The following is a 26,361-nucleotide window of genomic DNA, read 5'->3' as shown; positions in this document are numbered from 1 at the left end:
GAGGGCCGTCGTCAGGTGCCTTGTCCGTAGCCCCGCTACGGCCTGCGGCCCCTTCCTAGTCCTCGCGCAAAAGCGCCGTCGCAGCGTGACCATATTTGACCGTCCGAGGCTCTAGCATCATGTTCGCATCCCTCGGCATGTATGACCTGCCCGAACTAGCGGCGGCCACCAATGCCTGGTGGCACGGGCTCGCTAGCCATTTCGCCGCGCAGGGCTTTCGTGATCTTCCGGCTGAGCTCAATCGCGCCGGCGACCCGGTCGATCGCCTGAAGGCGCCGGGGCTGATCTTCGGCCAGACCTGCGGCTTTCCGCTCACCCACAAGCTCAAGGACCATGTGCAGCTGCTGGCGACGCCGCGCTATGCGGTGCCCGGATGCGCCGGCGCCACTTACGTGAGCTGGATCGTGGTGCGCGCGGACGATCCGGCGAAGACGCCGGCCGACCTCCGCGGCTATCGCGTCGCCTACAACGATGACGGCTCGCAATCCGGCTACAACACGCTGCGCGCAATGATCGCGCCGATCGCGCAGGGGCGGCCGTTCCTCGGCGGCTTGATCGAAAGCGGTGCGCACCGGAACTCGCTCGCCCTGGTGAAGGCGGGCAAGGCGGATGTCGCGGCTCTCGACTGCGTCACCTTCGCGCTGATCGCGCGGCTGGCGCCCGCGGAGCTGCAGGGCATTCGCGTGCTCCGGGCCAGCGCGGCCGCGCCGGGCCTGCCTTATGTCACCGCGGCGGCGACCTCGGCGGCCGAGGTCCGGCGCCTGCAAGCCGGCATCGCCGCCGCCTTTGCCGATCCCGCTCTTGATACCACCCGAGCCACCTTGCGGCTCGATGGTTGCGAAATCCTGCCGCGCTCGGCATATGACGTGATACCGGCCATGGAACAGGCGGCGATCGCCGCCGGATACCCACAACTCGCGTGAGTGCATGAGCGCACAGGGTCAGAGCGTCCTCCTTCCGAGCCTCGCGGTCGCGGCTTCGGCCGTGTTCTGGGGCACGACCTGGATTCCCCTGCGCGAGATCGGCGGTCCCGGCGTGCCGCAGGAGTGGAGCGGGCTGTTGATCTATCTGGTGCCGGCGCTGCTGGTGCTGCCGATGATCCTGCTGCGCCACCGCCAGGTGATCGCCGGCGGCCTGCCGCTGCTGGTCACCGCCGTGGCGGTGGGGGCCTGCAACGGGCTCTTCGCCGTCTCGATGGTGTTCGGCGAGATCGGGATGGTGATCCTGCTGTTCTATCTCAACCCGGTCTGGGCGACGGTGCTGGAGCGGATCGTGATCGGCACGCCGATCGCCGGCTTCCGCTGGGCCGGGATCGGGCTGGGGCTGCTCGGGCTGGTCGCCCTGCAAGGCCTGGCCGGCCGCTGGCCGTTCCCATCCAACGCCGCAGAATGGATGGGCTTCCTGGCCGGGGTCTGCTGGGCGGTCGGGCTGGTCGCCACCAACCTGGCGAAGAGCGCCTCGATGATCGAGAAGACCTTCCTGCAATTCGTGTTCGCGGCACTCACCGCCGGCCTGCTGGTCGTCATGCTGGGCTGGGCCGATCCGGTGCCGACGGTCGAGGGCCTGACGGCCAGCATGGGCTGGATCCTCGCCGCCGCCGCCTTCTGGGTGATCCCGGCGATGGGCTTGAGCCTCTGGGGTGCGAGCCGCATGTCGCCGGCCCGCGCCAGCATGATATTGATGCTGGAAGTGCTGGTCGGCGTCGGCTCCGCCGCCTGGCTGGCCGGCGAGGAGCTCGGGCTGAACAAGATCGTCGGCGGCGCGCTCATCCTCTCGGCCAGCCTGGTCGAGGCCTGGGGCAGCGCCAGGGCAGATGGAAAGGCGGCCCAAGTGGCCGGATGAGGAAGATGCGCCAGTTCGACGCCAAGGGCATGAAATGCCCGTTGCCGGTCCTGAAAGCCCGCCGCCTGCTGAAGGAAATGGCGCCCGGCGAGCAGATCGAGATCGAAGCCACCGATCCGGGTGCCCCGAAGGACTTCGTGCATTTCTGCGACACGACCGGCCACAGGCTGGTCGAGAATAGCGAACGCGACGGCGTCTACGTGATCCGGATCGAAGCGGTCGGCTGAGCGCTAGTTGGTGGAGGCCGCGTTGCCGGCGCGGTGCTCGTCGTAGAAGCGCTTGGCGCCGGGATGCAGCGCCAGCGGCCCGGTCGCATCCGCCAGGGTGAAATCGATCGGGCTCTTGCTCGTGGCGGCGAGGGTCTGGCTGGCCAGCGCCTGGGCAAGGCTATAGGCCAAGTTGGGGTCGAGTGCGTTCGACACCGTCCAGAGGATCGGCACTTCAATGGTGGTGATCGGCCCCAGGCCCTTGTAGGTCTCGCCCGGCAAGGTGACCACTTTCAGGTAGCTGCGGCTGGCCACCAGCTTCGCCATGGGCTCGCCGTCCACCGGCAGCAGCCGCGCATCGGCGCTGTAGCGCAAAGGCGCGACATCCGGGTTGGGCGCGCCGTCAGCAACGATCATCGCATCGATCTCGCCATCGACCAGGGCGGCGATGGTCGGCTGCATCTCGTCGTAGGTGAACTTCGCGCGCTTGGCCGTGATCCCGTAGGCGGCCAGCACCATGGCGCCGGTGACCGCGGAATCCCGGAGCTTCGGCCCGAAGCCGATGGTCTTTCCCTTCAGGTCGGAAATCGATTTTGCCTTGGAGGCGCCGGCGACCAGCACCTGGACCTGGGCCGCCCCGATCCGGGCCAGCGCCCGCAGTTCGGCTTCCGGTGTGGCGCCCTTGAAGGGCTCCTCGCCCGACATGGCCTCGGCCGCGATGTCGGCCTGGGCGACCGCGGATTCGATGGCGCCCTCATGCAGGCTCTGCAGGTTCTCGACCGAGCCGGCGGTGGTCTGCGCCAGGCCGACCAGGCCGGGCACCCCGCAGGGCGCCTTGTCGTCGCATTTGGCGGCGCCGGGCGGGTTGGTGATGGCGCCGGCAAGCGCGCCGGCGAGCTGGTAGAGCCGCGAGCCCACGCCGCCGCCGCCGATGCGGAAATAGTTGATGTCCTGCGCGGCCGCGTCAGAGACCCCCGAGAAGCCGGCGGAGAGCAAGCGCAGCGCGCCGAAACCGGTGCCCGCAAATGCGGTCGCCCCGAGCCCGAGCAGCAGACGCCGCCGGCTCAGCGCCAGAGGGCCAAGCCGCAACGCCGCAGCGCCCGCAAGCGGGCGTCTCATCAGGCGTTGGAGGTCGATCTTCTGGCTGGACACGACGCGTCCTCGAGCAGCGAATCAGCGCTATTCCCAAGATATATCCGCGACATTTTAAGCTCCAGTAAAAGGGGCGGGAGAATGACACCCGTCACTGTGCGTTTTTCTCATTGCGAAAGAACGATGGCCTTGCGGCAAGCGGGTGGCAGAAGTTTGGCGCTTTCGCGGCAGCGGACCGAGCCATCGCGCTGGCTCCATCGCTGCATACAAATTGGCCCGCTGATCCGCCCATGGCGTCGGATTTGCGCAGGGTCCCGGCGGATTGCGTCAATCCTGGAGCCTCTGCTATCAGCCATCCAGATACCCAGATGATCGGGGAGCATTTCCAGTGAACTCGGCCAGCCTGAAGTCGGGGAGTTTGAGGTCCAGCCGGGCGCAGAACCTGCGGCGCCTCTTGAAGCCGCGCCACGTCTGCATCGTCGGCGGCCAGGCCATGGAGGATTCGATCCGGCGCTGCGCCGATACCGGTTTTGGCGGTGAGATCTGGGTGGTGAACCCGAAGCGCAGCGAATTGGGCGGCCGCAAATGCTACGCCTCGATCGCCGACCTGCCGGAAGCGCCGGACGCTACCTTTATCGCCGTTCCGCGCGAGCCGACCATTGAGATCCTGCGCGCCCTGAACGCCGCGGGGGCGGGCGGGGCGATCTGCTACGCCGCGGGTTACGCCGAGGTGGGCGGCGAGGGCCACGGGCTGCAGAAGCAGCTGATCGAGGCGGTCGGCGACCTCGCCATGGTCGGCCCCAATTGCTACGGCATCCTCAACTATCTCGACGGGATTGCGCTCTGGCCGACCGGGCATAACGGCCGGCGCGTGGAATCCGGCTGCGCCTTCATCGGCCAGAGCGGCAACATCGCGCTCAACGTCACCGGCAACGACCGGTCGGTGCCCTTCGGCTACGTGATCAGCTCCGGCAACCAGGTGATCCTGACCGTCGCAGATTTCGTCGATGCACTGACCGAAGACCCGAAGATCTCGGCGATCGGCCTCTACATCGAAGGCATCGACGACGTGCCGGCCTTCAGCCGCGCCGCCGCCAAGGCGATGCAGGCCGGCAAGCCGCTGGTCGCCTTGAAGGCCGGCAAGTCGGAGCTCGGCGCCAAGCTCGCCATGAGCCATACCAGCTCGCTGGCGGGCAGCGACCGGATGTACGACGCCTTGTTCGAGCGCCTCGGTGTCATCCGCGTCGATACCATCCCGCAGCTCATGGAGACGATGAAGTTCGTCTCCACCGCGGGCCTGCCCAAGGGCAACAAGCTTGCGGTCTTCACCTGCTCCGGCGGCGACGGGCTGATGACCGCGGACATCGCGGAATCGATCGATCTGCCGCTGCCCCAGCACAGTCCAGCCCAGGTGGCGGATCTCCGGACCCAGCTGCCGAACTTCGCCACCATCTCCAACCCGCTCGACTACAACACCTCGCTCTGGGGCCACGAGGATCTTCTGACCCGCTGCTTCGACACGGTGATGGCGGGCGACTACGACGCCGGCATGCTGGTGATCGACTACGCGACCGACGGCGAGGCCAGCGAGCAGGCCTGGGATTGCTCGGTCAACGCGCTGGTCGCCGCCTGCCGCAAGAACGGCAAGCTGCCGATCGTCACCGCAACCCTGCCCGAGCTGCTGCCGGGCCGGGTCCGCGAGCTGGTGATCGGCGGCCAGGGCGCGCCGATGCAAGGCCTGAAGGAGGCGCTGCACGCCTTTGAAGCCACCGAGCGGTTCGCGCGCCTGCGCGATCGCCTGGCAAAGGGCGGTACGGACGGCATCAACCTGCCGCCGACCCCGAAGCCACAGGGCGAGGGCCGCCTGCTGCATGAATACGAAGCGAAGCAGCAGCTCTCGGCTTATGGCTTGAGCGTGCCCGAGGCCCGCGTCGTGCCGCCGGCGGAAGCCGCCAAGGCGGCGGTAGCGCTCGGCTTCCCGGTGGTCCTGAAAGTCGCAGAGCCGGTGCTGGCCCATAAGACCGAAGCGGGCGCCGTCGCGGTCAATCTGAAATCCGCCGCCGATGTCGAAGCGGCCCTGCAGCGCATGAGCGCCTCACTCGCGCAGTACAAGCCCGGTGCCGTCATCGCCAAGGTGCTGGTCGAGAAGATGGTGGCCGATGTGGTCGCCGAGCTGATCATCGGCGTAAAGCGCGATCCGCAATTCGGCCTCGCCCTGGTGATCGGCGCCGGCGGCATCCTGGTCGAGATGGTGCAGGATTCCGCGATGCTGCTGCTGCCGACCGACCGTGCTGCGATCGAGCGCGCGATCGACGGATTGAAGATTTCGAAGCTCGTGAAGGGTTATCGCGGCCGTCCGGCCGGTGACTTGCGTGCGGTCGCCAATGCCGTCGCGGCCGTGGCCGCATTCGCGGAGGCGCATCGCGGCACGCTTCTGGAACTCGACGTCAACCCGCTGATGGTGCTGAAAGACGGCGCCGTCGCGGTGGACGCGCTGGTGGTGCTGGCGGAGGGGTAAGGCGCGGCGCTTAGCGCCGCCGCTGCTGCAGCTTAATGATCGACTTGATGTATTCGGGGTCGACGGTCCAGCGATCGACCATCTTCTTCGCCGCGTCGGTGCTGATCCGGTCGAAGAGCTCCAGCGACTTCGACATCAGATAGGGGTCGCGGGTCATCGGGTCGGTGCGGGCCCGCTGCATCAGCATGAACAGGGTGACGAAGCTCGAGCGGTCGATCCCCGCTGCCCGGCAGGCGACCACCAGACCCTCGCCGTGAGAATCATAGATCAGCTTGCGGGCCAGGATCGGCTTCACGCCGATGCGCTCGCCGAGCATCGCTTCGAACAAGGGCGTCTCGCCGCGGCGCAGCGTCTCGACGATGATGTCCGGGGTCAGGTCTTCGCGTTCCGCGAGCTGGCGCGCGAGGTTGATCGCAGGCTCCTCGGCCGCCGGCAGGGAAACGCTGTGCGCGGCCTGCTGCGCAATCTGGCCGAGCGTCAGGTCGAGCTCGACCGGATCGACCGGGAAGTTCTCGACGATGAACTGGCGCATGGCGGCGGAGACCCAGTAGTACATCTTCTTGACCAGGTCCTGCGGCAGGTCGCTGCGGCGGAGCAGGGGTTCCTGGTAGACATCGAGGGTCTTCGACTGGTCGCAGAGATAGGCCATGGTCGCGACCGAGATCTTGGCGCCGTGGTTCTCCAGCAGCGCCCTGATCACATCGACCGAATTGGTGGCGACCAGCGCGTCGCAGACCGGCTCGTTCAACGAGCGCCGCATGGCGATGGCGAGGCGATGGCTGATGGTGCGATGACGCACGATCTCCATCAGGTCGTCGTCCTCGAGCAGCGGCGAGTTCAGCAGGATCGGCGAGGCGATGTCGAACTCGTCGTTGGCGAGCAGCGTGGTCACTTCGCGCGGCGCATGCGGCGAGAGCGCGAGCTTCTCGGCCAGCGCCTTGCGCACCGGACGCGCCACGTCCTGGATCAGCTTCTTCAGGATGTCGTTGATGAGGGCGCGTTCCTGCAGCGTCAGGATGCGGCCGTGGTCGCTCATCAGGTCGCCGATGGCGGTGACCAGATGGCTGCGCCCCTGCGTCGTGCGATCATGCGCGAGGTCGATCAGGCTCCGAACGTCATGCGCGATCACGGACATGCTGGCAGAGGCGCCCAAGACAGAATTCCCAGTTGGATCAGCCCGCCGTCGCGTAAACGCCCGGTTTGGCGCGCTTCTCGATCGGACAGAATGACCAGTATTAATGAGACGTTAGCTGAGCACCGGTTAGCAAAGCATTAATTCAGCGGGCTAACGATTCCGTGAGTCCTGGGGTCTTTGGTGTGTGCCTTGGAGGCGGAATGGCGATCAAGCCGGGCGGATGACATCAGGTTTTCCGTCATAGTCATAGTCCATGCCGATCGAGTCAGGCTTGCCGTCCTCGTTGTCGTCGATCTCCCAGACGTCGCACTCGCCGAGCGATTCATCGCCGTAGATGATCCGCGCCTCGGGCTTGTCGTCCTGGTTGCGGTCGAGCAGGCCGTAATCGACCTCGCCGTCGCCGTCCTGGTCCAGCAGATAGAGATCCGGCTTGCCGTCGCCGCTCATATCGACGCCCCAGCGCTCGGGCTTGCCGTTCTTGTCGTCGTCATAGCTCCAGGTCTGGTAGTCGTTGCCGCCGCCGGTGTCCGCGGCGGGCTGCAACGTGGACTCGCCGCCGCTGCTGTCGCCGGCCTTCGCCTCGATCACGCTGCCGTCGGCCAGCCGGTCGCCGTGCATCTGCAGCACCCGCGTCACCTCGTCGACCGATACCGCGTAGTTCAGCCCTTGCCCCTCGGAATCGACGAAGCTGTTGATGCCGATGAGCTCGCCTTCGTCGTCCAGCAGCGGTCCGCCGGAATTGCCCGGGTTGATCGGCGTCTGGGTCTGGATGACATCCGCCTGGTGCTGGTAGAAGGAATCGTCCCAGCCGTATTTCGGCCGGATCTGGCTGACATAGCCGCGGGTATAGCTCCAGAACTCGCCGTGCGGATGGCCGATCGCGTTGACTTCCTCGCCGATCTCGACCGAGGCGGGATCGCCGAGCTTCACCAAGGTCATTTCCGGGGGCGGGTTCTTGATGCGGATGAGCGCGAGGTCGGCCACCACGTCGATGCGCTCGACGGTCGCGTCATAGGCCTTGGCGCCGTCGACCGACGCGCCGTCCGCCGGCATGAAGATGACCGAGACCGTGTCCGCCGCGGCGACCACGTGGTGGTTGGTCACGACCAGTCCGTTCTGGTCGAGCACCGCGCCGGCGCCGATGAAGTCGCCGTTCACCACCAGCACGACGCCGTTGGCGACCCTCTTGAACACGTTGGAGCCGACGCTGCGGCTGGTCGAGGGATTGGCCGGCGGCGCCTGTTCCAGCGTCTTGGCCACCGCCTCGGATTTCGCGACGACGTCCTCCGCCTGGTCATAGGCGCCGAGATTGACGCCGCCGATCGAGCGGGTGCGCGCGCCGCCGCTGCTGGATTCGGTCGCGAGATTGCCGATCTGGATCGCCGTGGCGTCGACGATGCGATAGCTGGTCTTCGCCAGCACCGCGCCGGAGGCGTCTTCCGCGGCCACCTTCTCCTCGCCGAGCCCGCTGGTCACGTGGTACCAGCCGCCGCCTTCCGGCAGCCGCTTGCTCTCGCCGGCCTTCAGCGCGACGCCCTGCGCCAGCAAGGCCGCCGCCCCGTCGCTCGGCGTGTAGCGGATGTTGACGGTGGCGTCCTTTGTCGCGCTGACGATCAGCGCCAGCTTGGTGCCGATGGTGACCGGATCGCCGGCATCGATGTTGATCGGCCTGGCGTCGGCGCCGCCGTTCTGAGGCTGGGTGACGAGCTGCAGGGCGAGGGCATCCTCGGCGCGCGAAGGGGTCGCCGCAAAGCCCAGGACGACCAGCAGCGCCGCCGCCGCGAAGCTAATCCGCATATCTGTCCCTCCCACCGTTATGGCGAATTTTGCGCCAGCGCCGGGGGGTGGGGAAGGGGAGATTCGGCGCACGCCCTGACAAGCAGGTGTGCGCCGTTATGCAATCACCGCCGTTTGGCGGTGCTGCGGGGCTCCTTAAACCCCGATCTTCCCGCCGAGCTCGTCGTCGATATGGATCTTGATGATCTCGTCGAACGAGCTTTCCGCCTTGAAGCCGAGTTCGATTGCCCGCTTTGGCGCGAAATCGCGCGGCCAGCCGGCGACGATCTTGCCGATCGTGGCGTCGGGCTCGCGGCGGATCAGTTTCAGCGCCTTCTCGCCCCCGAAACGCTTCAAGGCTTCGAGCTGCTCGCCGACCGTCGCCGAAAGGCCCGGCATATTGAGATTGCGCCGGGCCCCCAGCTTCGTGGTGTCGATGGTCGCCGCGTGGATCAGGAAACCGACCGCGGCGCGTGGGCTTGCATGCCAGTGGCGCACGTCCTCGCCGACCGGCAGCACGGCCTCCTGGCCCGACAGCGGCTCGCGCAGGATGTTGGAGAAGAAGCCGGAGGCCGCCTTGTTCGGCTTGCCCGGGCGGATGCAGATGGTCGGCAGGCGGATGCCCACGCCGTCGAAGAAGCCCTTGCGCGAATAATCCGAGAGCAGCAGCTCGTCGATGGTCTTCTGCGCGCCGTAGCTGGTGAGCGGCGCCTGGATGAACTCGTCGCTGATCTTCTCCGGGAAGGGCGCGCCGAACACCGCGATCGACGAGGTGAAGACCACGCGCGGATTGTAGGGCGACTTCAGCCCTTCCTGCCGGATCGCCTCGAACAGGGCGCGGGTGCTGTCGAGGTTGATGCGATAGCCCTTGTCGAAATCGGCCTCGGCCTCGCCGGAGACGATCGCCGCCAGATGGAAGATGGTGTCGGGCCGGAGTGCTGCCAGCTTCGCCGCTTCGCCGGGGGTCGAAAGATCGCTGACCAGGGTGGCGACCTGGCCCTTATAGCCGGCCGGCTTTGCAGGCTCGATCACGTCGGTCAGGGTCAGGCGGGTGAGGTCACGGCCGCCGAGCTTCCCATCCTTCACCAGCTGGTCGGTCAGCTTGCGGCCGACCATTCCCGCCGCTCCGACAATCAAGACATGCATGCGCCGTATTCCTTCTGGGGCTGAGCCATTTGGCTGAAATCCGTGGTGCGCAGGGGTCGCGTGGAATGCCCGTCCTGTCAAGAGGTTTGGGTTTGCCGCGAATTTGCGCCAACTGCAACCTGAACTGCATGGGCGGTGCTGTCATTTCTCTACCGGCCGTTGAAGCAGAATCCGGTCGGCGCTATAGTCGCAAAAGGGTTCGGTGGAGCGGGTGATGCGGGTCAGTTGTGGAATTGTGGCGGCAGCGATGCTGGCGGCTCTGTCGCAGCCGGCGGCGGCGGTCTGCGTCTACCGCGGCCTTGCCACCATGTGTTACGACGACAACGCTCCCAAGTATGAGAAATCCGGGGGCGGATCGAAGGCGCTGATGGTCGAGTATGCCGATCCCCCCGCCGCGGTGCCCGGCGACTTGAAGGCGATCGTGATGCAGCCGGTCGCGTCGTCCGACGACAATGCCTGGGTGATGACGCCGGGCAGCAGCGCCGGCGCGGCGACGGCGCGCAGCATCGATGTTTCGGCTCCGGCCTGCGAGCCGGGGCTGAGCTGTGATTGACCGTGAATTTGGGTGGTGCCGGCTGCGGGATTTGAACTCGCGACCTACCGCTTACAAGGCGGTTGCTCTACCCCTGAGCTAAGCCGGCATTCCGTGAACTTGGCCCCCTCATAGCCTTCAATCCGGGGTGGGATCAAGCTATCAGTCCGGGATGACACCGAACAGCCGCATCGCCGCCTTCCGGCTGAGACCGTCATAGTCCGCGCTGAGGATGCGGTCGCGGAACTCCAGGTCCTCGGTGGCGGCCTGCCTGGCCTCCGGGGTCGTCTGCGGATCGGCGGCGAGCCGGCCCGCGCGCATGACCGCCCGATTGCGATAATCCTTCATCCGGCGCCGGATCGACTCCGCGACATGCTCACGAGCGCGGCTTATGTCGGCCATCAGCGCGGGCGAGGGGCTGCTTCTTGCGCACGCCTTGCCGCCGGAATTGACGCCCATCAGCAGGACCAGGAGCTCGCTTTCCATGGCGGCATTGGCCCAGTCGCCGCCGAAATAGGCCTCACCGGGTGACTTTCGCAGCCGGTCGGCCCAGCTGTAGGCGGAGCCGATCACCCCTTCGGTCGCGTTGGTCGCCTCCCAAAGCATCTCGACCTTGCGCGATGCCGCATAGCCTTCGGTCGTGTTGGCTTCGGTCTCGGCCTTCACGCTTTCGATATAGTGGCGCGATTCGGTGAACGTCTTCCGGTTCTCCAGGAAGGTCTCGGACAGGCTGGTGTAGAAGTGCTGGGCGTCGTTGGTGGCGGAATACTCCGTCACCGCGGCGCCGAGCTGGCACAGCTGCCCCTCGAGCTCCTGCGCATAGTCGGCGGCGCTGGCGTCGACGGAGGCAAAGCTGCCGATCGACCAGCGGTAGCCGACGCTCAACGTCACCGCGATGACCGCGGCGGCCAGGATGCCCAGCACGGCGATGGTCACGGGTAGCGGCAGTCTTGCGAACATGCTGGCGCCGGGGCCTTGCAACTCTCTGTTGTGGGCATGATGCCGCCGCGCCGGGCGCGGTGCAATGGCTGCTGAAGCCTGTTTATCCGGCGCCGCCCGGACGCTATGCTGTGCGCATCCCGCGTGCTTGCCGCCAACGAGGTGCATGATGGCCAATTCCGTGAAAGTCGCCCTGATCCAGAACTGCGCCGAGCGCGATATGGCGCCCAGCATCGCCGCCGTCGAGCCGCTGATCCGCACCGCCGCGAAGGACAAGGCGCAGTTCATCCTGCTCACCGAAATGGTCGCGATGCTGGAGCCGGACAGCGACAAGGTCCTGCAGAAAACAATGCCCGAGGCCGAGGATCCGGCGCTGAAGACCTTCCGCGCCCTGGCGCAGGAAACCGGCGCCTGGATCCTGGTCGGCTCGCTGCTGCTGAAGGAGCCGGGCAAGACCCGCGTCGTGAACCGCTCGCTGATGGTCGATCCCACGGGCGCGATCACCGCGCGCTATGACAAGCTGCATCTCTTCGACGTCGATGTCGGCGACGGCCAGGCCTACAAGGAATCCGCCACCGTGGAGCCCGGCGAGCGTGCCGTCCTGGCCGCGACCCCCTGGGGCCTCGCCGGCCTTTCGATCTGCTACGACCTGCGCTTTGCCTATCTCTACCGCGCCCTGGCCCAGGCGGGTGCCGCGATGCTGACCGTGCCGGCCGCCTTCACCCATGCGACCGGCAAGGCACATTGGCATGTGCTGGCCCGAGCCCGCGCGATCGAGACCGGCAGCTTCGTGCTGGCGCCGAACCAGTGCGGGACGCATGCTGAGGGCCGCAAGACCTGGGGCCATTCGCTGATCGTCAATCCCTGGGGCGAGATCCTCGCCGACGGCGGCGAGGACGTCGGCATCGTGACCGCGACCATCGACCTCGACCAGGTCACCGAGGCACGCCGCAAGATCCCGGCCCTGAAACACGACCGCAGCTTCCCCGCGCCGGGCATGCCGGTGCTGAAGAGCAAGGCGGGGGAATAGGTGGACGGATTCGAACCGAACGGGTTCTTCCTTCGGAAATTTCACTACCAGCGGCTCGAAATTGAAAATTTCTTGTCGGGCCTCGGCGACGCCAAGCGGATACGCTGGGCGGTGCGTGGCCTGCTCGCCGGCGGCGTTGTCGCTGTCATGCCCTTTCTGGACTGGCCGGCGGACAAAGAGAGCCCGAGCTTCACCGGGTCGACCAGCGCTGGTGGATTGGTCTTTTCGGCAGCCGGACTGGCTCTGATGGGATACTCGCTGCTCATGATGATCCGTCGCGCGAACATCAAGGAGTCGACCGACAATCAGCGCCTGGTCGGCCGCGACGGCGATCCGGCGCCCTAGGCGTCGGGACAAGGGGGAGATTTGTCCAAGCTGAAACTCTACGGCGGCGCGAAGAACCGCGGCCGGCGCTGCTACTGGCTGGCGAAGGAGCTCGGGCTCGAGATCGAGGCGGTCGAGATCGACCTCGCCAGCGGCCAGCACAGGTCGCCGGAATTCCTGAAGATCAACCCCAACGGCCAGGTGCCGGTGCTGGATGACGACGGCTTCATCCTCTACGAATCCCTCGCCATCAATCTCTATCTGGTGAAGAAGCAGGGCGGTCCGCTCGCCGCCGCGAGCCTGCAGGAAGAGGCGCGGTTCATGCAGTGGAGCCTCTGGGTGGTCAACGAGATCGAGCACCTGCTGATCGCGATCCTCGAACACCGCATGATGCTGCCGGAGGGCGAACGCCGGCCCGCGCTCGCCGACGATGCCTGGCGGAAGCTGCAGAAGCCGCTCGGGGTGCTGGAGCAGACCTTGACCGATCGAGATTACCTGGTCGGCAACCGGTTCACGGTCGCCGACCTCAATGTCTCGATCGTGATGAGCCTGATCAACCGGCTGTCGCTCGATATCACGCGCTACCCGAATGTGCGGGCCTGGCTCGACACCTGCCTGGGGCGCCCGGCCGGCAAAGGCTTCGTGTGACTTATGGCCGCCGCGGCCGCATGATGTCGCCCAGCGGCTGCGAGTCGCGCACGCGACCGCGCTAGGGGGAGGAAACCATGTCCGACGACCTCGGGATTCTTCGCGGCGCCATTTCCCGCTTCCGCACCGGCGGCATTGCCATCGCGGCCTTGCCGCTGGTGCTGGGCTTCGCGCTCCTGCTGGCCGGCGAGCGGGTGCCGGCGCTGGTCGCGATCATGGTCGCGGTGATCCTGCTGTTCCTGATCCTCTGGGCCACGCATTGCGTGGAAGAGGCGATCGGGAAGATGCGAAAGAGCGACTGAGGCCGCCGCGCCTCAGTTCCGGTATTTGACCCCCGGCAAGACGCACAGCATCTCGTAGAGCAAATTCGCGCCGAGCAGCGCGGTGTTGCCGGTCGGGTCATAGGGCGGCGAGACCTCGACCAGGTCGCAGCCGACCAGCTGCAGGCCCAGGCAGCCGCGGATGATCTCGATGCCCTGGATCGTGGTGAGGCCGCCGATCTCCGGCGTGCCGGTGCCTGGCGCCGAGGAAGGGTCGAGCCCGTCGATGTCGAAGGAGAGATAGACCGGGCCCTTGCCCAGCTGCTGGCGGATCTCCGCCATCAACGGCGCCAGCGACTTGTACCAGCATTCCTCGGCCTGGACGACGCGGAAGCCCTGTTGCCGCGGCCAGTCGAAATCTTCCGCCGCATAGCCGGTCGCGCGCAGCCCGATCTGCGCCACGCGCTTGCCGTCGAGCAGGCCTTCCTCGACCGCGCGGCGGAACGGCGTGCCATGCGCGATCTTCTCGCCGAACATCGTGTCGTTGATGTCGGCATGGGCGTCCACATGCACCATGCCGACCGGCCCGTATTTGCGCTTCAAGGCGCGCAGGATCGGGAGGGCGATCGTGTGATCGCCGCCCAAGGTCATCGGGATGCAGTCGTGGCTGAGGATCTCGTCATAGGCCTTCTCTATGAGGCCGATGCTCTTCTCGAGATTGAAGGTGTTGATCGCGACGTCGCCCACATCCGCCACCGACAGGCTGTCGAACGGCGCCGCCCGCGTTGCCATGTTGTAGGGACGGATGAGGCAGCTCTCGGCGCGGATCTGCCGCGGCGCGAAGCGCGCGCCGGCCCGGTTTGAGGTGCCGATATCGAACGGCACGCCGACAAAGCAGGCATCGAGCCCCTTGGCGGTCGAGACTGCGGGCAGCCGCATCATGGTGGCGGGGCCGCCGAAGCGCGGCATCTGGTTGCCGCCGAGCGGCTGGTGGTGGACCTTGTCGTTCATGTTGTCCTCGGTTCAGGCGAAGGGTCGGTTCACTCCAAGGTAAACCACTGCGCCTCGACCCGTCGATTGAGATTGCTGTCCTGGCTGGAGGGTTCCTCCCAGCCGCGGCCGACAATCTCGACACGTTTCGGATCGATGTTGGGAAACTTCTTCAGGAGGGCGGTCCGCACCGCCTCCGCGCGCTGCTTGGAAAGCTCCATCGCCTTCAGGGCCATGGACTTCACCAGGTCCTCGCCGCCCTGCTTGCGGAACTCTTCGATCCGGGCGTTGTCGACATGGCCGCGCAGCAGGATCTCCGAGCCGGGGCTGACCTGCAGGAAGCTCTTCACGGTGTCGAGATACTGCTGGTTCTCCGGCGAGGCCTCGTCGAGGCGGGCCGAGTTGGGCTCGAAGAAGAAGCGGATATCCTTCTTCAGCAGCGGATCGCCTTCCAGCGCCTGGGTGGTGGTGGTGCGGATCGGCGCGATTGCGATCACCTGGTCGGCGAACTTGCCCTCGGTCTTCAGCGCGTCGAGATGGCTGGTATCGACGAAGCGGTCGCCATCGACCGGATTCTTGATCCGGTCGCCGTAGGCCAGCACCGAGGACTGGTAGATGCCGGAGAAGGAACCCGCGGCGTCGATCGTGCCCTTGAAGAAGGCGAGGCTCTCCGGAAGATTGGAGAGATGGACATGCGCGAGCTCGTCCTTGGTGTCGGCTTCGGTCCATTTGAAGGCCTTGGCGACCACGCCGATATTCTGGTCCGGCTGGTCGCGCAGGCGGCGGTTGCCCTCCAGCAGGCCATGCACGATGCCCTTCACCATCTTCGGGTTGGCCTCGGCGAAGCCTTTGTTGACGGTCAGGATGTCGGCGATGATCAGCAGGTTCTTGTTGGAGACCAGCATCTTCGCCTTGCCGCCGGAAGCCTCGATGACTTCGTCGGTGCGCGGCGTCCAGCCGACGCAGCCGTTCAGGCGGTTGGTGCCGTTCTTCAGCTCCGCCTCATAGGCGTCGCAGGCGACGAAGGAGTCCTCGTAGAGAACCAGGCCCACTTCGTCCGGTGCCGGCCTGGCGTCGAGATCGCGCAGCAGCTTCACCTTCAAGCCGGCTTCGCTGGCGAGATAGCGCAGGAAGAACTCGCTCTCGTTGAACTCCGAGCCGGAGACCACCTTGCCGGCGAGCTGGTTGACCGAGGCGATGCCCTGGTCGACCACGATCATGTCGGCGCCGCGGGAGAAGCTGATCTGCGCCGGCACGACGACGTTGAACTGCCGCCCGAGCACCGCCAGCACGTCGGCGGTGGTGGCGGCGGCCGCGAACTTGCCGTTGTTCAGCTTGCCCCAGGTCTCCTCCTCGGAGACCGAGAGCTTCACCTGGAAGCCGTATTCCTTGGCGAAGAAGGAGTCTGGGTTGGGGGCAAGGCCGCCATTGGCCACGATCAAGCCGCCGTAGCCCGCATATTCCGAGATGTCGATCTCGACCACGTTGTTCTTCGGCACATAGGCCGCGGCGGCCTCGATCTGCGGGCTGCCGGCCGAGGGCTCGACCGGCGCCGGCACGTCGACCTGTTCGTTCGTCGGCGCGGCGGGCGTCGCCTGCGAGGTCTGTTGGGTCGATGACTGCGTGGTGGCGGCGGTCGGCGCGCCCTGGTTCTTGTAATAGAGCCAGCCGCCGAGGCCGATGACGCCCAGTCCCAGGACGAGCGTGATGATGATCCCGAGCGGCGAGCGCTTCGGACGATTGATCGAGCTCGGATCCGTCATTGCGATTCTCCCACGCGCTTGTTCCGTTGTTTCTGCGGCGAGTCCTTGAACGGGGACTCATAGGGCGTCGCGCCCAATTCGGCGATCTCGCCGAAGATCTCTTCCTGGTCCTTGAGCCAGCGACCCGATTCCGTGAGGAAGGCAGCGAGGCCGTCCACCGATCGTCCGATCGAGGCCGGGTCGGAACTCAGCAGCGCCTGTTCCCGCATCAGCGCCATCTGATCACGGATCCGCTCGAGCTCGGCGTCGAGCACGTTGATCCGGCGCTCCGCCTCGGCGCGCATGCCGATGCGCTGCTCGAGAATCCGCTGCTGGTCCTCCAGCGTCTCCTTGAGGTCGTTGTCGAGGCCGTCGGCGCTCAACCGCTTCTTCACTTCGGCAAGCTGCTCGGCGAGCGAGGCCTTGCCCTTGTCGTCCCGGTTCTCGGTCACGGCGATCGCCGCGCTGCGGGCCGCCAGCAGCTTCAGGTGCAGCCCGACCAGTTGCCAGACGCCGGCGATATGCTCCTGGCCGGCCTTGGCGTTCTCCAGCACCTTCTGCAGCTCGGCACATTGCGCCTCGAGCTTGGCGTGACGTTCCCGGCTCCAGGGATCCAGCCGCTGCAGCAGCCCGGCATACTCGTTCTCCTGCGGCGGCAGGAGCAGATGCGCATCGACCGCGGTGCGGAAGCGCTTGCTGCTGGCGAGGACGCCGGTGAACATCGCCGTCGCGCCCAGGCCGATCAGCGCGAGCGGCGGCGCGATGAACCAGCCGACCAGGCCCGAGGCCAGGACCGCGAACCAGAGCGGCGGCACCGGCATGCCGATCGGCCGGACGTTGAAGGCCTTCCAGAGATATCTAAGCATCGGCCTTCTCGGCCAGCTTGCGCAGGCTTTCCGGCACGAAGGCAATGTCGGTCGCTTCGCGGATCGCCAGCACCATCTGGAACTTCAGCACGTCCTCGGGCACCGGCGGCTGATAGCCGGTGAGACAAGCCTCGATCGCCTTGATCGGCTCGAGCTTCTCGGTGCGGGCCAGGCGATAGGCCTTGACCGCAATCGCCTCGGCCGCGCCCGGGGTCAGCAGCAAGGGCAGCTTGCCGCCCAGGGCGACCAGCTGTTCCTTGGTGACGTCGAGGCCCATCCGCTTGCAGAGCGCGCGCAGCAGCTTGGCGCTTTCTTCGGCGGTCGTGGTCGGCAGCAGCGGAACCTTCACATCGACCCGGCCCGGGCGCTTCAGGTCGACCTCGATCATGTCGGGGCGCGAGGAGGCGAGGATCCAGACCACATGCCCACGGGTATCGGGATCGCTCATCTCCTGGGCGATCATCGAGTAGATGCGGCCGGAAAGGCCGCTGTCGCTGCTGTCGGAAGTGCGGCGGCCGAGCGTCTGGTCGGCCTCGTCGATGAACACCATGCAGCGGCCGAGCGCGCGCACCAGGCCGATGATCTTCTCGAGATTGCCTTCGCTCGAGCCCACCCAGCGGTCGCGGAAATTCTTCAGCTTCACCACCGGAATGCCGGCCTCGCCGGCCAGGCATTCGACCAGGTAGGTCTTGCCGGTGCCGACCGGCCCGCAGATCAGGTAGCCCTTCGGCAAGGCCTTGAGGTCGCCGGCCTGCCACAGCGCCACGTCCTGCTGCAGCCAGGTCTTCAGCGCCTCCTGGCCCGCGTAATCGGCGAGGGTGCGCTTGGATTCGATGAACTCGATCAAGTTGGCGCTCTCGCGCTAGACCAGTTCCTTCTTGATCTTGACCAGGTCGTCGCTCTTGATCGGCTGCTTCTGATGCGCGCGCTGCTTGGTCAAGGTCTCGACCGCCGTGACCGCCACGCCGGTCAAGGCCGCAGCCATGTTGCTTTCGTCCTTCATCGCGCTGTCGAAGGCCGCGGCATTGTCGCGGCGGAGCAGGGCGAGCGCGCGGGTCAGCATGCCGGTATCCGGCAACGGCACCTTGACGCGCGCCGCGCGCGGGTTCAGCGCGACCGAGGGATGCAGGTCGTTGATGTTGTCGGCGATGATCAGGCTGACGAAGGGATGGCTGCTGAACGGCGCCTCGCCGGCCCAGTCGCGCAGCAGGCTCGCCATGCCGCCGAGCTCGTAGCTCCAGCCGCCGGTCGCCGGGAGAATATCGTCGGCATCGCGCAGGATGCAGGCGACATGCAGCGCCTGCTTCTCCTGGCCGAGCGCGCGCAGGTTGGCGCGGTAGCGGACGAAGGAGCTGACCAGCTCGATCGCGGCCAGGGGCTGGCGGATGGTCGGATCGAGCCGCTTGGCGCCGCTCCAGCCTTCGAGCAGGTCGCCGCCGCGGGTCACGCGGAGGCCGTTGCCGAGATCGAAGCTGAAGATCACCTGGAAGCCGGCCAGCAGCTCCTTCTCGATGAAGCCGCCGAGATTGACCAGGGCACCGCCCACCGGCAGCCGGTCATGCACATTGCCGCTGAGGATGAACTGGCCCTGGGCCGTGCTTTCGTAGGCGAGTGCGATCTCGGCAGCCCAGGCCGGGGCCTCGGGCGAGAGGGGCATCAGCTCTTCTCCGCGGTGCCTTCACTGCCCATGGTGCGGGGTGCGGCCGCAGCGCCTTGCGGCGTCTCCAGGGTCAGGCCTTCGCGCGCGGCGAAGTCGGCCAGCGCCTGGTCGGCCAGCGCGTTCTGCTCGGCTTCCTTGAGGTTCACGTCGGTCATGTCGATCGAGTCCTTGGCGACACGGGCGCGGCCCGCCGCCTTGGTGCGTTCCTCCTCGACCATCTCGTGCAGGCGATTGAGGGTATCGCCGCTGCCGCCGATCGTGCCTATCATCCCGGCCGCCATCTCCTGCATCTCGGCCATGGCGGTGTTCATCCGCATGTCGGCGATGGCGCCGCGCAGGCTCTCGATCTTGGCCTTGGCGCTCTGCACCGAGACGTCGCGGGCTTTGAGCATGTTCTGATAGGTGGTCTCGGCGCCCTCGAGCTGGCGGCGGTTCTCCTCCAGCTCGCGCTCCACGGTCTGCAGCCGCAAGGCATACTGGCCCGCCGCCTGCTTGTTGCCGGCCTTCAGGTTGGCGGCGGCCTTGGCGCGCAGATCCTTCTGGTCGGCTTCGAGCTTGCGGACCTGGCCCATCAACCGCTCGGCCAGGCCTGCATGGGCGGCGAGGCCTTGGTTGAAGTTGGCGATCTGCTTGCGGAGATTCTCTTTTTCAAGCTCCAGCAGCGCTTCCGGGTTCTGCCGCTCGACGCTGCCGATGAAGACGTTCAGAAACGCTTTGAAGAGATTAGCGATACGTCCGAGCATGACTCCCCCTTATGGCATCCCGCAGCCCGACAATCGGGCGCAGAGTGCCATTGATCCGTCGTTGCATCTAGGAAAATCGTTCAATAAGAGCGGCCTAGCCCCCTCGGCTTGCGGCGCTGCTCAACGGCGAGTCGTCACATTCGCCCATCCCTCATGGTCAAGCCAGATGTGGATGCGGGGCCTTGATTTCAATGGCCGGGCCTTGCACTGTCCCGGCCAAGTCTTAACGGGTCCATCGACGTGCGATATTCCAGTTTCACCCAGCGCATCGGCGGGGCGGGTGCCCGTGCCTGGGAAATCCATCACCGCGCCGTCCAAGCGAAACGCAGAGGAGAGGACGTCATCATCCTCTCGATCGGCGATCCGGATTTCGACACGCCGGGCTCTATCAAGCAGGCCGCCGTCGCGGCGCTCGATGCCGGCGACACCCACTATACCGACATCCTCGGCGTGCCCGCGCTGCGCGAGGCGATCGCCGCCTATCACCGCCGCATTTCCGGCCAGGAAGTGACGGCGGAGAATGTCGCCGCGGTCTCGGGTGCCCAGGGCGGCTTGTTCGTCTCTTCGATGCTGGTGCTGGACCGGGGCGACGACGTGGTCGTGCCCGAGCCGATGTATCTCACCTACGAGGCGACCTTGCGCGCCGCCGGCGCCAACCTGATCCGCGTGCCGATGCGGCCGGAGAACGAGTTCCACCTCGATCCCGCGGATCTTGCCAAGGCGATCACGCCTAAGACCAAGGCGATCGTCTTCGCGACGCCGGGCAATCCGACCGGCGCCATGTTCGCGCGCGATGTGCTGGAGGCCATGGCCAAGCTCGCGATCGAACGCGATCTCTGGGTGATCGCCGACGAGGTCTATGCGGCGTTGAGCTTCGGCAAGCAGCATGTGAGCATCGGCAGCCTGCCGGGGATGGGCGAGCGCACGGTCACCATCAACAGTCTCTCCAAATCGCATGCGATGACCGGCTGGCGCATCGGCTGGATCGTGGCGCCGCCGCAGCTGATCGACTTCGCCCACGACCTCGGCTTGAGCACGCAATACGGCCTGCCGGGATTCATTCAACAGGCGGCCGTTCGCGCGCTGGCCGAGCCGGTGCCGGAGGTCGAGGCGATGCGCGATGCCTATCGCCGCCGGCGCGACGCTGCGACCGCCACCCTCAATCAGGTGCCGGGCCTCAAGGTGCATGTGCCCGAGGCCGGGATGTTCATGATGCTGGACGTGCGCGGGACGGGAATGAGCGCCTTCGACTACGCACTCCGCCTGTTCGAGCAGACCGGCGTCGCCATCCTCGACGCGACCCCCTTCGGTCGGAGCGCGGAGGGACATTGCCGCGTCTCTTTCGTGGTCGACGAGAAGAGTCTCACCGAAGCCTGCCGAAGGATCGCGAGCTTCACCAACCAGCTCGTTACCTGAATATTCCTGAATTCACAGACAGGCAGCGGCGATCGTGGTAAGATGCTTGCGCTGTTTGAGATCGTGAATTGCGCGTCGAGACGCTCAAGGCCTCTTGTGCGGCAGTGCAACCTTTACCCAGCCTTTACGGCACAGAAGTAAGGCGTTCAGGCTCGGAGGCCACAAAAGCGATCCGCATCACGGGCTTAAGGCACTTTTCTGGCGGCAAATTGGCTGCGGCCCGTAAAGGTAGCTGGCCCCGCGCCTAGCGGTCGAAGGCCGCGAGGAACTCCCGGATGATCGCCTGCATCCGGTCCCGGCCGAAACTCGGATAGTGGCCGCCATGCACCACCCGGACCGGGAGGTCGAGCAGCCGCTTCATGCTGGCCACGTATTGCCGCATCTCCGCGGCATTGTCTTCGTCATAGACCAGCGGGCCATCATAGACGACGTCGCCGGCGAACAGCACGCCGCTGGCCTGCTCATAGAGCGCGATCGAGCCCGGTGAATGGCCGGGCAGGTGGAAGACCTCGAAGCTGCGGTCGCCGGTATCGACCACGCTGCCTTCCGGCAGCAGCTTTGTGGGCGGAGCGGGCGGGATCTCGTAACGCAGCGGCTCCCAATCGCCCGGCGGCAGCTGGGTGAAGATGTCGTTGTTCGCCACGTAATAGTCGGCGGCCGTGTTGTCCCGGGTCGGCCGCGCGAGAATCTCGGCTTCATCGGGATGGACCGCGCGCTCGGCGAACTCGTGATGCGTCCCGATATGGTCGAAATGGGTATGCGAGGCGACCGCGAGCACCGGGCGCCCGCTCAGCAGCGGGATCTGCTCGCGCAGGCTGACCACGCCCATGCCGGAATCCACCAGCAGGTCGCGGTCTCGGCCGCGCACATGCCAGATGTTGCAGCGATAGTATTCCTTGATATGCGGCTCGAAGATCCAGGTGACGCCGTCGCTCAAGGCGCGGCTTTCGTACCAGGTCTCCGGGGTTGCGATCTGCATGCTGTTAAGCCTCGGTTGCGGCGAGGCCAGCAAACACCAGGCGGACCTGCCGCGCCAAGTTCTTCTTCAGAAGCGCGATCGGCATCTCCTCGCGGGCGACGAAGACCTGGAACAGGCTGTTCACGACCTCGAACAGCACGTCGCCGGCAGTCTTCGCATCGATCTTGGCGTCGATCTGGCCGCGTGCCTGCAGCGCGGCGACCAGCTCTCCCACCTGGTCCGCCAGCTTGCGGTCGAGCGCGGCATAGGCAAGGCCGAACTCCGAGCTCGGCTGCGACAGCGCATTGGCCATCGCATTGCGCCAGAGTTCCTTGGAGAGATGGATCAGCGAATGGTCGATGTAGGAAGTGAGGAGCTTGCCGACCGCCTGCACCGGGTCCTTGGGCGGGCCGGCGATGATGCTCTTTCCGGCCGCGCGCACTTCCTCGCCGTCGAGCGCCACCAGCGAGATCAGCAAGTCGCCCTTGGATTCGAAGTAGTTGTAGACGGTGCCGGCGGCGACCTCGGCCTCGGCGGCGATCGCCTCGATGCTGGTGACGGCGAAGCCGTCGCGGCGAAACAGCTTGGCCGCCGCCGCGAGGATGTCGCGCCGCCGTCCCGCTTTCTGCCGTTCGCGTAGTCCCGCCATTGCCGCCCCAGAAAATGAATTGACTTAAGTTTGTAGTTCATTCATTTTTTTCCGACAAGCAAATTCAAGCCCGGCAAGGGCGGACAGACAGCAGGAGTGGGCAGATGAACATGGCAAAGACTCTTCTGGCGGGCGTCGCGCTGATCGCGCTGACCACCGCGGCGCAGGCAGCGGACACCTTGAACGTGCTGACCTGGTGCGACCACGAGGACCCGGCGCTGCTGGAGCCGTTCGAGCAGGCCAATGGCGTCAAGATCAACTTCAAGGACATCGACAGCACCGCGGCGATCCTGGCGGTGCTCGGGCAGTCGAAGCCCGGCGACTGGGACGTGCTGGTGGTGGACCAGACCGATACCGGACGGCTCGCCGCGATGAAGCTGCTGGAGCCGCTCGATGCCAAGGACTATCCGTTCGGCGACATCCCGGCGGAGATCGCCGATCCGAAGCTCTCCTCGGTCGATGGCACGCTCTACACCGTGCCGGAGAAGTTCGGCTACAACACCGTCGCCTATAACAAGGCCGCGGTCGACCCTGCGGCGATGACCGACATCAACGCGATCTGGGACCCGAAATACAAGGGCCGGATCGCGATGTATGACTACTACGTACCGATGATCGAATACGTGGCGATCGCGCTCGGCAAGAAGCCGGCGGATCTCACCGAGGCCGATCTCCCGGCGATCAAGGAGAAGCTGATCGCCCTCAAGGCCAATTCGCAGATGATCGGCGATGTGGTCACGGTGCAGCAGGCGCTGGCGTCCGGCGCGGCCGATATCCTGGTCGGCGGCGGCGAATGGGTGACCGCCGGCATCGTCAAGGACAACCCGAACCTCGATTACGTGATCCCGACCCAGGGCGGGGTGCGCTGGCAGCAGGGTCTCGCGATCTTCGCCGATTCCAAGCAGAAGGACCTCGGCAAGAAATTCGTGCAGTACATCCTGAGCCCCGAGGGCCAGGGCAAGCTCGCGACCTCGTCCTGCTATTGGGGCATGCCGGCCAACAGCAAAGCCGTGCTGAGCGACGAGCAGAAGACGATCCTGCGCTGGAACGAGCAGCCGGGCTATATCAAGGTCTCGCATCCCTATCTGCAGATGTCGCCGGAGTTCGACAAGGCGCTGCAGGCGATGTGGGCCGAGGTGCTGCAGGCGAAGTGATGGTGTCGTCGAACGAGGCGCGCGCGGCATCCCGTGCACGCCTCGCCGGCTTCGGGTTCACCCTGCCGGCGGTGGCCTGGATCCTGCTCTTCTTCGGTGCGCCGCTGGTGATCATGGCGGTCATGAGCCTGCTGCCGCTGACCGCGGACGGATCGCCGCCGCAGCTCAGCTTCAAGGCCTACAGCGACTTCTTCAGCCAGCCGGCCTATGTCGAGGCGATCTGGAACTCCGTCGTGACGACGGTGATCACGGTCTTTGTCTCGCTGCTGCTGGCCTATCCCTTCGCCTATGTGCTGGCGTACAAAGTGCCGAAGCGCTGGCAGCGCTTCGCGCTCGCCTGCGCCATCCTGCCGTTCTGGACCTCGTATGTTGTCCGCTCCTACGCCTGGCTGCTGGTGCTGGCGCCGACTGGAATCGTGAACTGGCTGCTGATCAATCTCGGCCTGATCGAGCGGCCGATCACCTTCGCCTATAACCCCAACGCGACGGTGCTCGGCTTCGTGCATTTCTTCATCATGCTGAACGCGCTGACCATCTACGCCAACCTGGTGCAGATCAACCCGCGCTATGTGCTGGCGGCCCAGGACCTCGGCGCCTCGGCCTGGAAGAGCTTCCTGGCGGTGACCCTGCCGCTGAGCGTGCCGGGGATGACGGTCGGCGCCTTTCTTACGGTCGTGCTCTGCATCGGCGACTTCATCACGCCGCAGATCCTCGGCGGGAACAAGGAGCTGCTGCTGCCGCAGGTGATCATGATGCAGATCCAGCGCCAGCTCGACCTGCCGATGGCTTCGGTCATGTCGCTGGTGCTGACCGTCATCGTCGCCGCGGTCTATCTCCTGATTCAGAAGCCGATGCGGAGTGCCCGGCTGTGACGCGGCAGCTCGGGAATCTGCTGTCGGGCTTCTACCTGACCGCCTGCTACGTGTTCATCTTGCTGCCGGTGGCGGTGCTGATCCTGTTCTCCTTCCAGGACGGCCGCCTCGCCGTGCCGCCGTTCAAGGGCCCGACCCTGCAATGGTACGTCACCATCTTCACCAGCGACCGGATGACCGATGGCCTGATCAACTCCCTGATCGTGGGCATTTCCTCGTCGGCGATCTCGGTCATTTTGGGCTTTCTCGCGGCCTACGGCATCTCCCGCTATGAGTTTCCCGCGCGGCGGCTGCTGCAGGGCGTGATCATCCTGCCGCTGGCGGTCTCCTATCTGCTGGTCGGCATGGGGCTCCTGGTCACGATCTCCTGGCTCGGGTTGGGGCCCTCGCTCTGGACCGTGGTCATCGGCCATGTGGTCATCAACATGCCGCTCGCCTTCGCGATCTGCCTGGCGCAGCTCGGCGAGCACCAGCGCAAGATCGAATGGGCGGCCCGGGATCTCGGCGCCTCGACCTTCCGGGTGCTGGCGCAGGTCACCATGCCGATGATCGCGCCGGCTTTGGTCGCCGCCTTCTGCCTCTGCTTCACCTTGAGTTGGGACGAGTTCATCATCGCCTTCCTGGTGACGCGGTTCGACGTGACCCTGCCGGTCGTGATCTGGAGCATGCTGCGCGGCGGCTTGAGCCCGCAGACCAACGCGGTCGGCTCCTTCATCTTCCTCTGCTCGATCGTGATGCTGGTTGTGGTAGAGCTGCTGCTGTTCCGGAAACACCGCGCATGACCGCCCATCTCGAAGTCGAAGCTATCTCCAAGATCTACAGCGCGGTCACCGCGCTCGACCGGGTCTCGCTGGCTGTGGAGCAGGGTGCCTATGTCGTGCTGCTGGGGCCGTCGGGCAGCGGCAAGACGACGCTGCTCTCGGTGATCGGCGGCTTCACCGTGCCGACCTCCGGCAGGGTCTCCATCGCCGGGCGCGACGTGACGGCGCTCTCGCCGGCGCAGCGCCCGACCACGACCTTGTTCCAGGATTATGCGCTCTTCCCGCATATGTCGGTCGCCGGCAATGTCGGTTTCGGCCTCAAGGTGCGCCGCGTTGCCGGCGATGCACGCGAGAAGCGCATCGCCGCGGCCCTTGATCTGGTGGGTCTTGCCGGTTATGGCACCCGCGGCATCCACGAACTCTCCGGCGGGCAACGCCAGCGCGTTGCCCTGGCGCGGGCCTTGGTGGTGGAGCCGGAGATCCTGCTGTTGGATGAGCCCTTGGGCGCGCTCGATCTCAACCTCCGGCGACAGATGCAGGACGAGTTGCTGGCCCTGCAGCGCCGCACCGGAAGAAGCTTCGTGCATGTGACCCATGACCAGGAGGAGGCGATGGCCTTGGCCTCGCTGGTCGTGGTCATGAACAAGGGTCGGATCGAGGACGCGGGTGCGCCGAAGCGCATCTATGAGCGTCCGGCGACGTTGTTCACCGCCACCTTCATGGGCGAGAGCACCCAAATCTCCGGTCGCGTTTCCGGCAGCAATGCGGTCGAGACGGCGATCGGGCTGGTCCATGCCGCGACCGCGCAACCGGTCGGCGCCGAGGTGGTGCTGATCGTGCGGCCGGAAAATATCCGCACCGACAGCGCCGCGATCGATCTGGGCTCGGCGCGGATCCGCGAGGCGACCTTCCAGGGCGCGCATTATCGCGTCCTGGCCAAGGCCGAGCGCGGCGACCAGGATTTCGTGCTGCGCCTGCCGCCGGATGCCGCGGTTGAGCCGGGCGCCATGCTGCGCCTGAGCTGCCGGGCGGAGAGCCTGGTGGTCCTGGCGCGCTAGTTGCGGCACGCGGGCGGTTCGTCTAATCCTCTCGCCGTCCAATG

27 protein-coding genes and 1 tRNA gene are annotated in these 26,361 nt (G+C 66.1%); 14 read left to right on the top strand and 14 right to left on the bottom strand.

Translation table 11 applies throughout. The annotated features are described in order from the left end of the window. Positions 1-119: 119 nt before the first annotated feature. Genes ACH2CY_RS25250 through ACH2CY_RS25240 form a run of 3 tightly spaced genes read left to right on the top strand, consistent with a single transcriptional unit; the run spans position 120 to position 2,069 of the window. Positions 120-923: a phosphate/phosphite/phosphonate ABC transporter substrate-binding protein gene (locus ACH2CY_RS25250; protein ID WP_395022609.1), complete on the top strand. Its 804-nt coding sequence runs from the start codon at positions 120-122 to the stop codon at positions 921-923. Between the two features lie 4 nt (positions 924-927). Further along, complete coding sequence (locus tag ACH2CY_RS25245; RefSeq protein WP_395022607.1) at positions 928-1,842, top strand: DMT family transporter; 915 nt, start codon at positions 928-930, stop codon at positions 1,840-1,842. Between the two features lie 5 nt (positions 1,843-1,847). Then, positions 1,848-2,069 carry a sulfurtransferase TusA family protein gene (locus tag ACH2CY_RS25240; RefSeq protein ID WP_395022606.1) on the top strand — a complete coding sequence of 74 codons (222 nt, stop codon included), beginning with the start codon at positions 1,848-1,850 and terminating at the stop codon, positions 2,067-2,069. Between the two features lie 3 nt (positions 2,070-2,072). On the opposite strand, the gene ACH2CY_RS25235 is transcribed toward ACH2CY_RS25240, so the two are convergent. Continuing rightward, a complete protein-coding gene (locus ACH2CY_RS25235) occupies positions 2,073-3,200 on the bottom strand; it encodes a TAXI family TRAP transporter solute-binding subunit (RefSeq protein ID WP_395022604.1) in 1,128 nt (375 codons plus the stop codon). Between the two features lie 328 nt (positions 3,201-3,528). Here ACH2CY_RS25235 and ACH2CY_RS25230 point away from each other — a divergent pair, with 328 nt between their 5' ends. Next, positions 3,529-5,658 carry an acetate--CoA ligase family protein gene (locus ACH2CY_RS25230; RefSeq protein ID WP_395022603.1) on the top strand — a complete coding sequence of 710 codons (2,130 nt, stop codon included), beginning with the start codon at positions 3,529-3,531 and terminating at the stop codon, positions 5,656-5,658. A 10-nt stretch (positions 5,659-5,668) separates the two neighbouring features. Here ACH2CY_RS25230 and ACH2CY_RS25225 read toward each other — a convergent pair whose 3' ends face one another. From ACH2CY_RS25225 to denD, 3 genes are all read right to left on the bottom strand, one after another. Next, the gene (locus tag ACH2CY_RS25225) at positions 5,669-6,811 is read right to left on the bottom strand and encodes a DUF2336 domain-containing protein (RefSeq protein WP_395022602.1); all 1,143 of its coding nucleotides are present in this window, start codon (positions 6,809-6,811) and stop codon (positions 5,669-5,671) included. A 189-nt stretch (positions 6,812-7,000) separates the two neighbouring features. Beyond that, positions 7,001-8,590: a S1C family serine protease gene (locus tag ACH2CY_RS25220; protein WP_395022601.1), complete on the bottom strand. Its 1,590-nt coding sequence runs from the start codon at positions 8,588-8,590 to the stop codon at positions 7,001-7,003. 135 nt (positions 8,591-8,725) lie between these two features. After that, a complete protein-coding gene (gene denD, locus ACH2CY_RS25215; RefSeq protein ID WP_395022600.1) occupies positions 8,726-9,715 on the bottom strand; it encodes a D-erythronate dehydrogenase in 990 nt (329 codons plus the stop codon). Positions 9,716-9,929: 214 nt separating this feature from the next. Here denD and ACH2CY_RS25210 point away from each other — a divergent pair, with 214 nt between their 5' ends. Continuing rightward, positions 9,930-10,268 (top strand): hypothetical protein, encoded by a 339-nt coding sequence (locus ACH2CY_RS25210; protein ID WP_395022598.1) that lies wholly within the window; start codon positions 9,930-9,932, stop codon positions 10,266-10,268. A gap of 13 nt (positions 10,269-10,281) precedes the next feature. Here the strand turns inward: ACH2CY_RS25210 and ACH2CY_RS25205 are convergent. Together ACH2CY_RS25205 and ACH2CY_RS25200 are read right to left on the bottom strand one after the other, a co-directional pair. Then, a tRNA-Thr gene (locus ACH2CY_RS25205) sits at positions 10,282-10,356 on the bottom strand. 53 nt (positions 10,357-10,409) lie between these two features. Next, complete coding sequence (locus tag ACH2CY_RS25200; protein ID WP_395022597.1) at positions 10,410-11,207, bottom strand: hypothetical protein; 798 nt, start codon at positions 11,205-11,207, stop codon at positions 10,410-10,412. Positions 11,208-11,355: 148 nt separating this feature from the next. Between ACH2CY_RS25200 and ACH2CY_RS25195 the strand changes: the two genes are divergently transcribed. The 4 genes from ACH2CY_RS25195 (at position 11,356) to ACH2CY_RS25180 (ending at position 13,490) form a co-directional block, all read left to right on the top strand. After that, on the top strand, positions 11,356-12,216 hold the full coding sequence (locus tag ACH2CY_RS25195; RefSeq protein WP_395022596.1) for a carbon-nitrogen hydrolase family protein: 861 nt from the start codon (positions 11,356-11,358) through the stop codon (positions 12,214-12,216). Next, a complete protein-coding gene (locus ACH2CY_RS25190; protein ID WP_395022595.1) occupies positions 12,217-12,561 on the top strand; it encodes a hypothetical protein in 345 nt (114 codons plus the stop codon). It abuts the gene before it with no gap. 21 nt (positions 12,562-12,582) lie between these two features. Then, entirely contained in the window at positions 12,583-13,188 is a 606-nt protein-coding gene (locus tag ACH2CY_RS25185; protein ID WP_395022593.1) for a glutathione S-transferase family protein, read from the top strand. 77 nt (positions 13,189-13,265) lie between these two features. After that, complete coding sequence (locus ACH2CY_RS25180; RefSeq protein WP_395022591.1) at positions 13,266-13,490, top strand: hypothetical protein; 225 nt, start codon at positions 13,266-13,268, stop codon at positions 13,488-13,490. A 12-nt stretch (positions 13,491-13,502) separates the two neighbouring features. On the opposite strand, the gene speB is transcribed toward ACH2CY_RS25180, so the two are convergent. From speB to ACH2CY_RS25150, 6 genes are read right to left on the bottom strand one after another with little or no spacing between them, the layout of a single operon-like run. Then, positions 13,503-14,459: an agmatinase gene (speB, locus tag ACH2CY_RS25175; protein WP_395022589.1), complete on the bottom strand. Its 957-nt coding sequence runs from the start codon at positions 14,457-14,459 to the stop codon at positions 13,503-13,505. A 29-nt stretch (positions 14,460-14,488) separates the two neighbouring features. Beyond that, positions 14,489-16,201: a phosphate ABC transporter substrate-binding/OmpA family protein gene (locus ACH2CY_RS25170; RefSeq protein ID WP_395022587.1), complete on the bottom strand. Its 1,713-nt coding sequence runs from the start codon at positions 16,199-16,201 to the stop codon at positions 14,489-14,491. After that, positions 16,198-17,046, bottom strand: a complete 849-nt coding sequence (locus ACH2CY_RS25165) for a hypothetical protein (protein WP_395022586.1) — start codon at positions 17,044-17,046, stop codon at positions 16,198-16,200. The genes ACH2CY_RS25170 and ACH2CY_RS25165 overlap by 4 nt, the downstream gene beginning before the upstream one ends. Next, complete coding sequence (locus ACH2CY_RS25160) at positions 17,039-17,893, bottom strand: ATP-binding protein (RefSeq protein WP_395022584.1); 855 nt, start codon at positions 17,891-17,893, stop codon at positions 17,039-17,041. Before ACH2CY_RS25160 ends, ACH2CY_RS25165 begins: the two co-directional genes overlap by 8 nt. Before the next feature lie 15 nt (positions 17,894-17,908). Further along, complete coding sequence (locus tag ACH2CY_RS25155; RefSeq protein WP_395022582.1) at positions 17,909-18,703, bottom strand: hypothetical protein; 795 nt, start codon at positions 18,701-18,703, stop codon at positions 17,909-17,911. Beyond that, a complete protein-coding gene (locus ACH2CY_RS25150) occupies positions 18,703-19,449 on the bottom strand; it encodes a PspA/IM30 family protein (protein ID WP_395022581.1) in 747 nt (248 codons plus the stop codon). The genes ACH2CY_RS25155 and ACH2CY_RS25150 overlap by 1 nt, the downstream gene beginning before the upstream one ends. A gap of 240 nt (positions 19,450-19,689) precedes the next feature. On the opposite strand from ACH2CY_RS25150, the gene ACH2CY_RS25145 reads away from it, so the two are divergent. Further along, on the top strand, positions 19,690-20,865 hold the full coding sequence (locus tag ACH2CY_RS25145; RefSeq protein ID WP_395022580.1) for a pyridoxal phosphate-dependent aminotransferase: 1,176 nt from the start codon (positions 19,690-19,692) through the stop codon (positions 20,863-20,865). Between the two features lie 244 nt (positions 20,866-21,109). On the opposite strand, the gene ACH2CY_RS25140 is transcribed toward ACH2CY_RS25145, so the two are convergent. Continuing rightward, positions 21,110-21,844 carry an MBL fold metallo-hydrolase gene (locus ACH2CY_RS25140; protein ID WP_395022578.1) on the bottom strand — a complete coding sequence of 245 codons (735 nt, stop codon included), beginning with the start codon at positions 21,842-21,844 and terminating at the stop codon, positions 21,110-21,112. A 4-nt stretch (positions 21,845-21,848) separates the two neighbouring features. Continuing rightward, entirely contained in the window at positions 21,849-22,472 is a 624-nt protein-coding gene (locus tag ACH2CY_RS25135) for a TetR/AcrR family transcriptional regulator (RefSeq protein WP_395022577.1), read from the bottom strand. Positions 22,473-22,582: 110 nt separating this feature from the next. Here ACH2CY_RS25135 and ACH2CY_RS25130 point away from each other — a divergent pair, with 110 nt between their 5' ends. From ACH2CY_RS25130 to ACH2CY_RS25115, 4 genes are read left to right on the top strand one after another with little or no spacing between them, the layout of a single operon-like run. Continuing rightward, entirely contained in the window at positions 22,583-23,626 is a 1,044-nt protein-coding gene (locus tag ACH2CY_RS25130; RefSeq protein ID WP_395022575.1) for a spermidine/putrescine ABC transporter substrate-binding protein, read from the top strand. Next, positions 23,626-24,498, top strand: a complete 873-nt coding sequence (locus ACH2CY_RS25125; protein WP_395022574.1) for an ABC transporter permease — start codon at positions 23,626-23,628, stop codon at positions 24,496-24,498. Before ACH2CY_RS25130 ends, ACH2CY_RS25125 begins: the two co-directional genes overlap by 1 nt. After that, the gene (locus ACH2CY_RS25120) at positions 24,495-25,280 is read left to right on the top strand and encodes an ABC transporter permease (protein ID WP_395022573.1); all 786 of its coding nucleotides are present in this window, start codon (positions 24,495-24,497) and stop codon (positions 25,278-25,280) included. Before ACH2CY_RS25125 ends, ACH2CY_RS25120 begins: the two co-directional genes overlap by 4 nt. Continuing rightward, entirely contained in the window at positions 25,277-26,317 is a 1,041-nt protein-coding gene (locus tag ACH2CY_RS25115) for an ABC transporter ATP-binding protein (RefSeq protein ID WP_395022572.1), read from the top strand. The genes ACH2CY_RS25120 and ACH2CY_RS25115 overlap by 4 nt, the downstream gene beginning before the upstream one ends. Positions 26,318-26,361 lie beyond the last annotated feature (44 nt).

It is taken from the genome of Dongia sp. (assembly GCF_041905885.1).
GTDB lineage: Bacteria > Pseudomonadota > Alphaproteobacteria > Dongiales > Dongiaceae > Dongia.
Note: the sequence above shows the minus strand (reverse complement) of the source record. Positions and strands in the feature narration are given on the sequence as shown.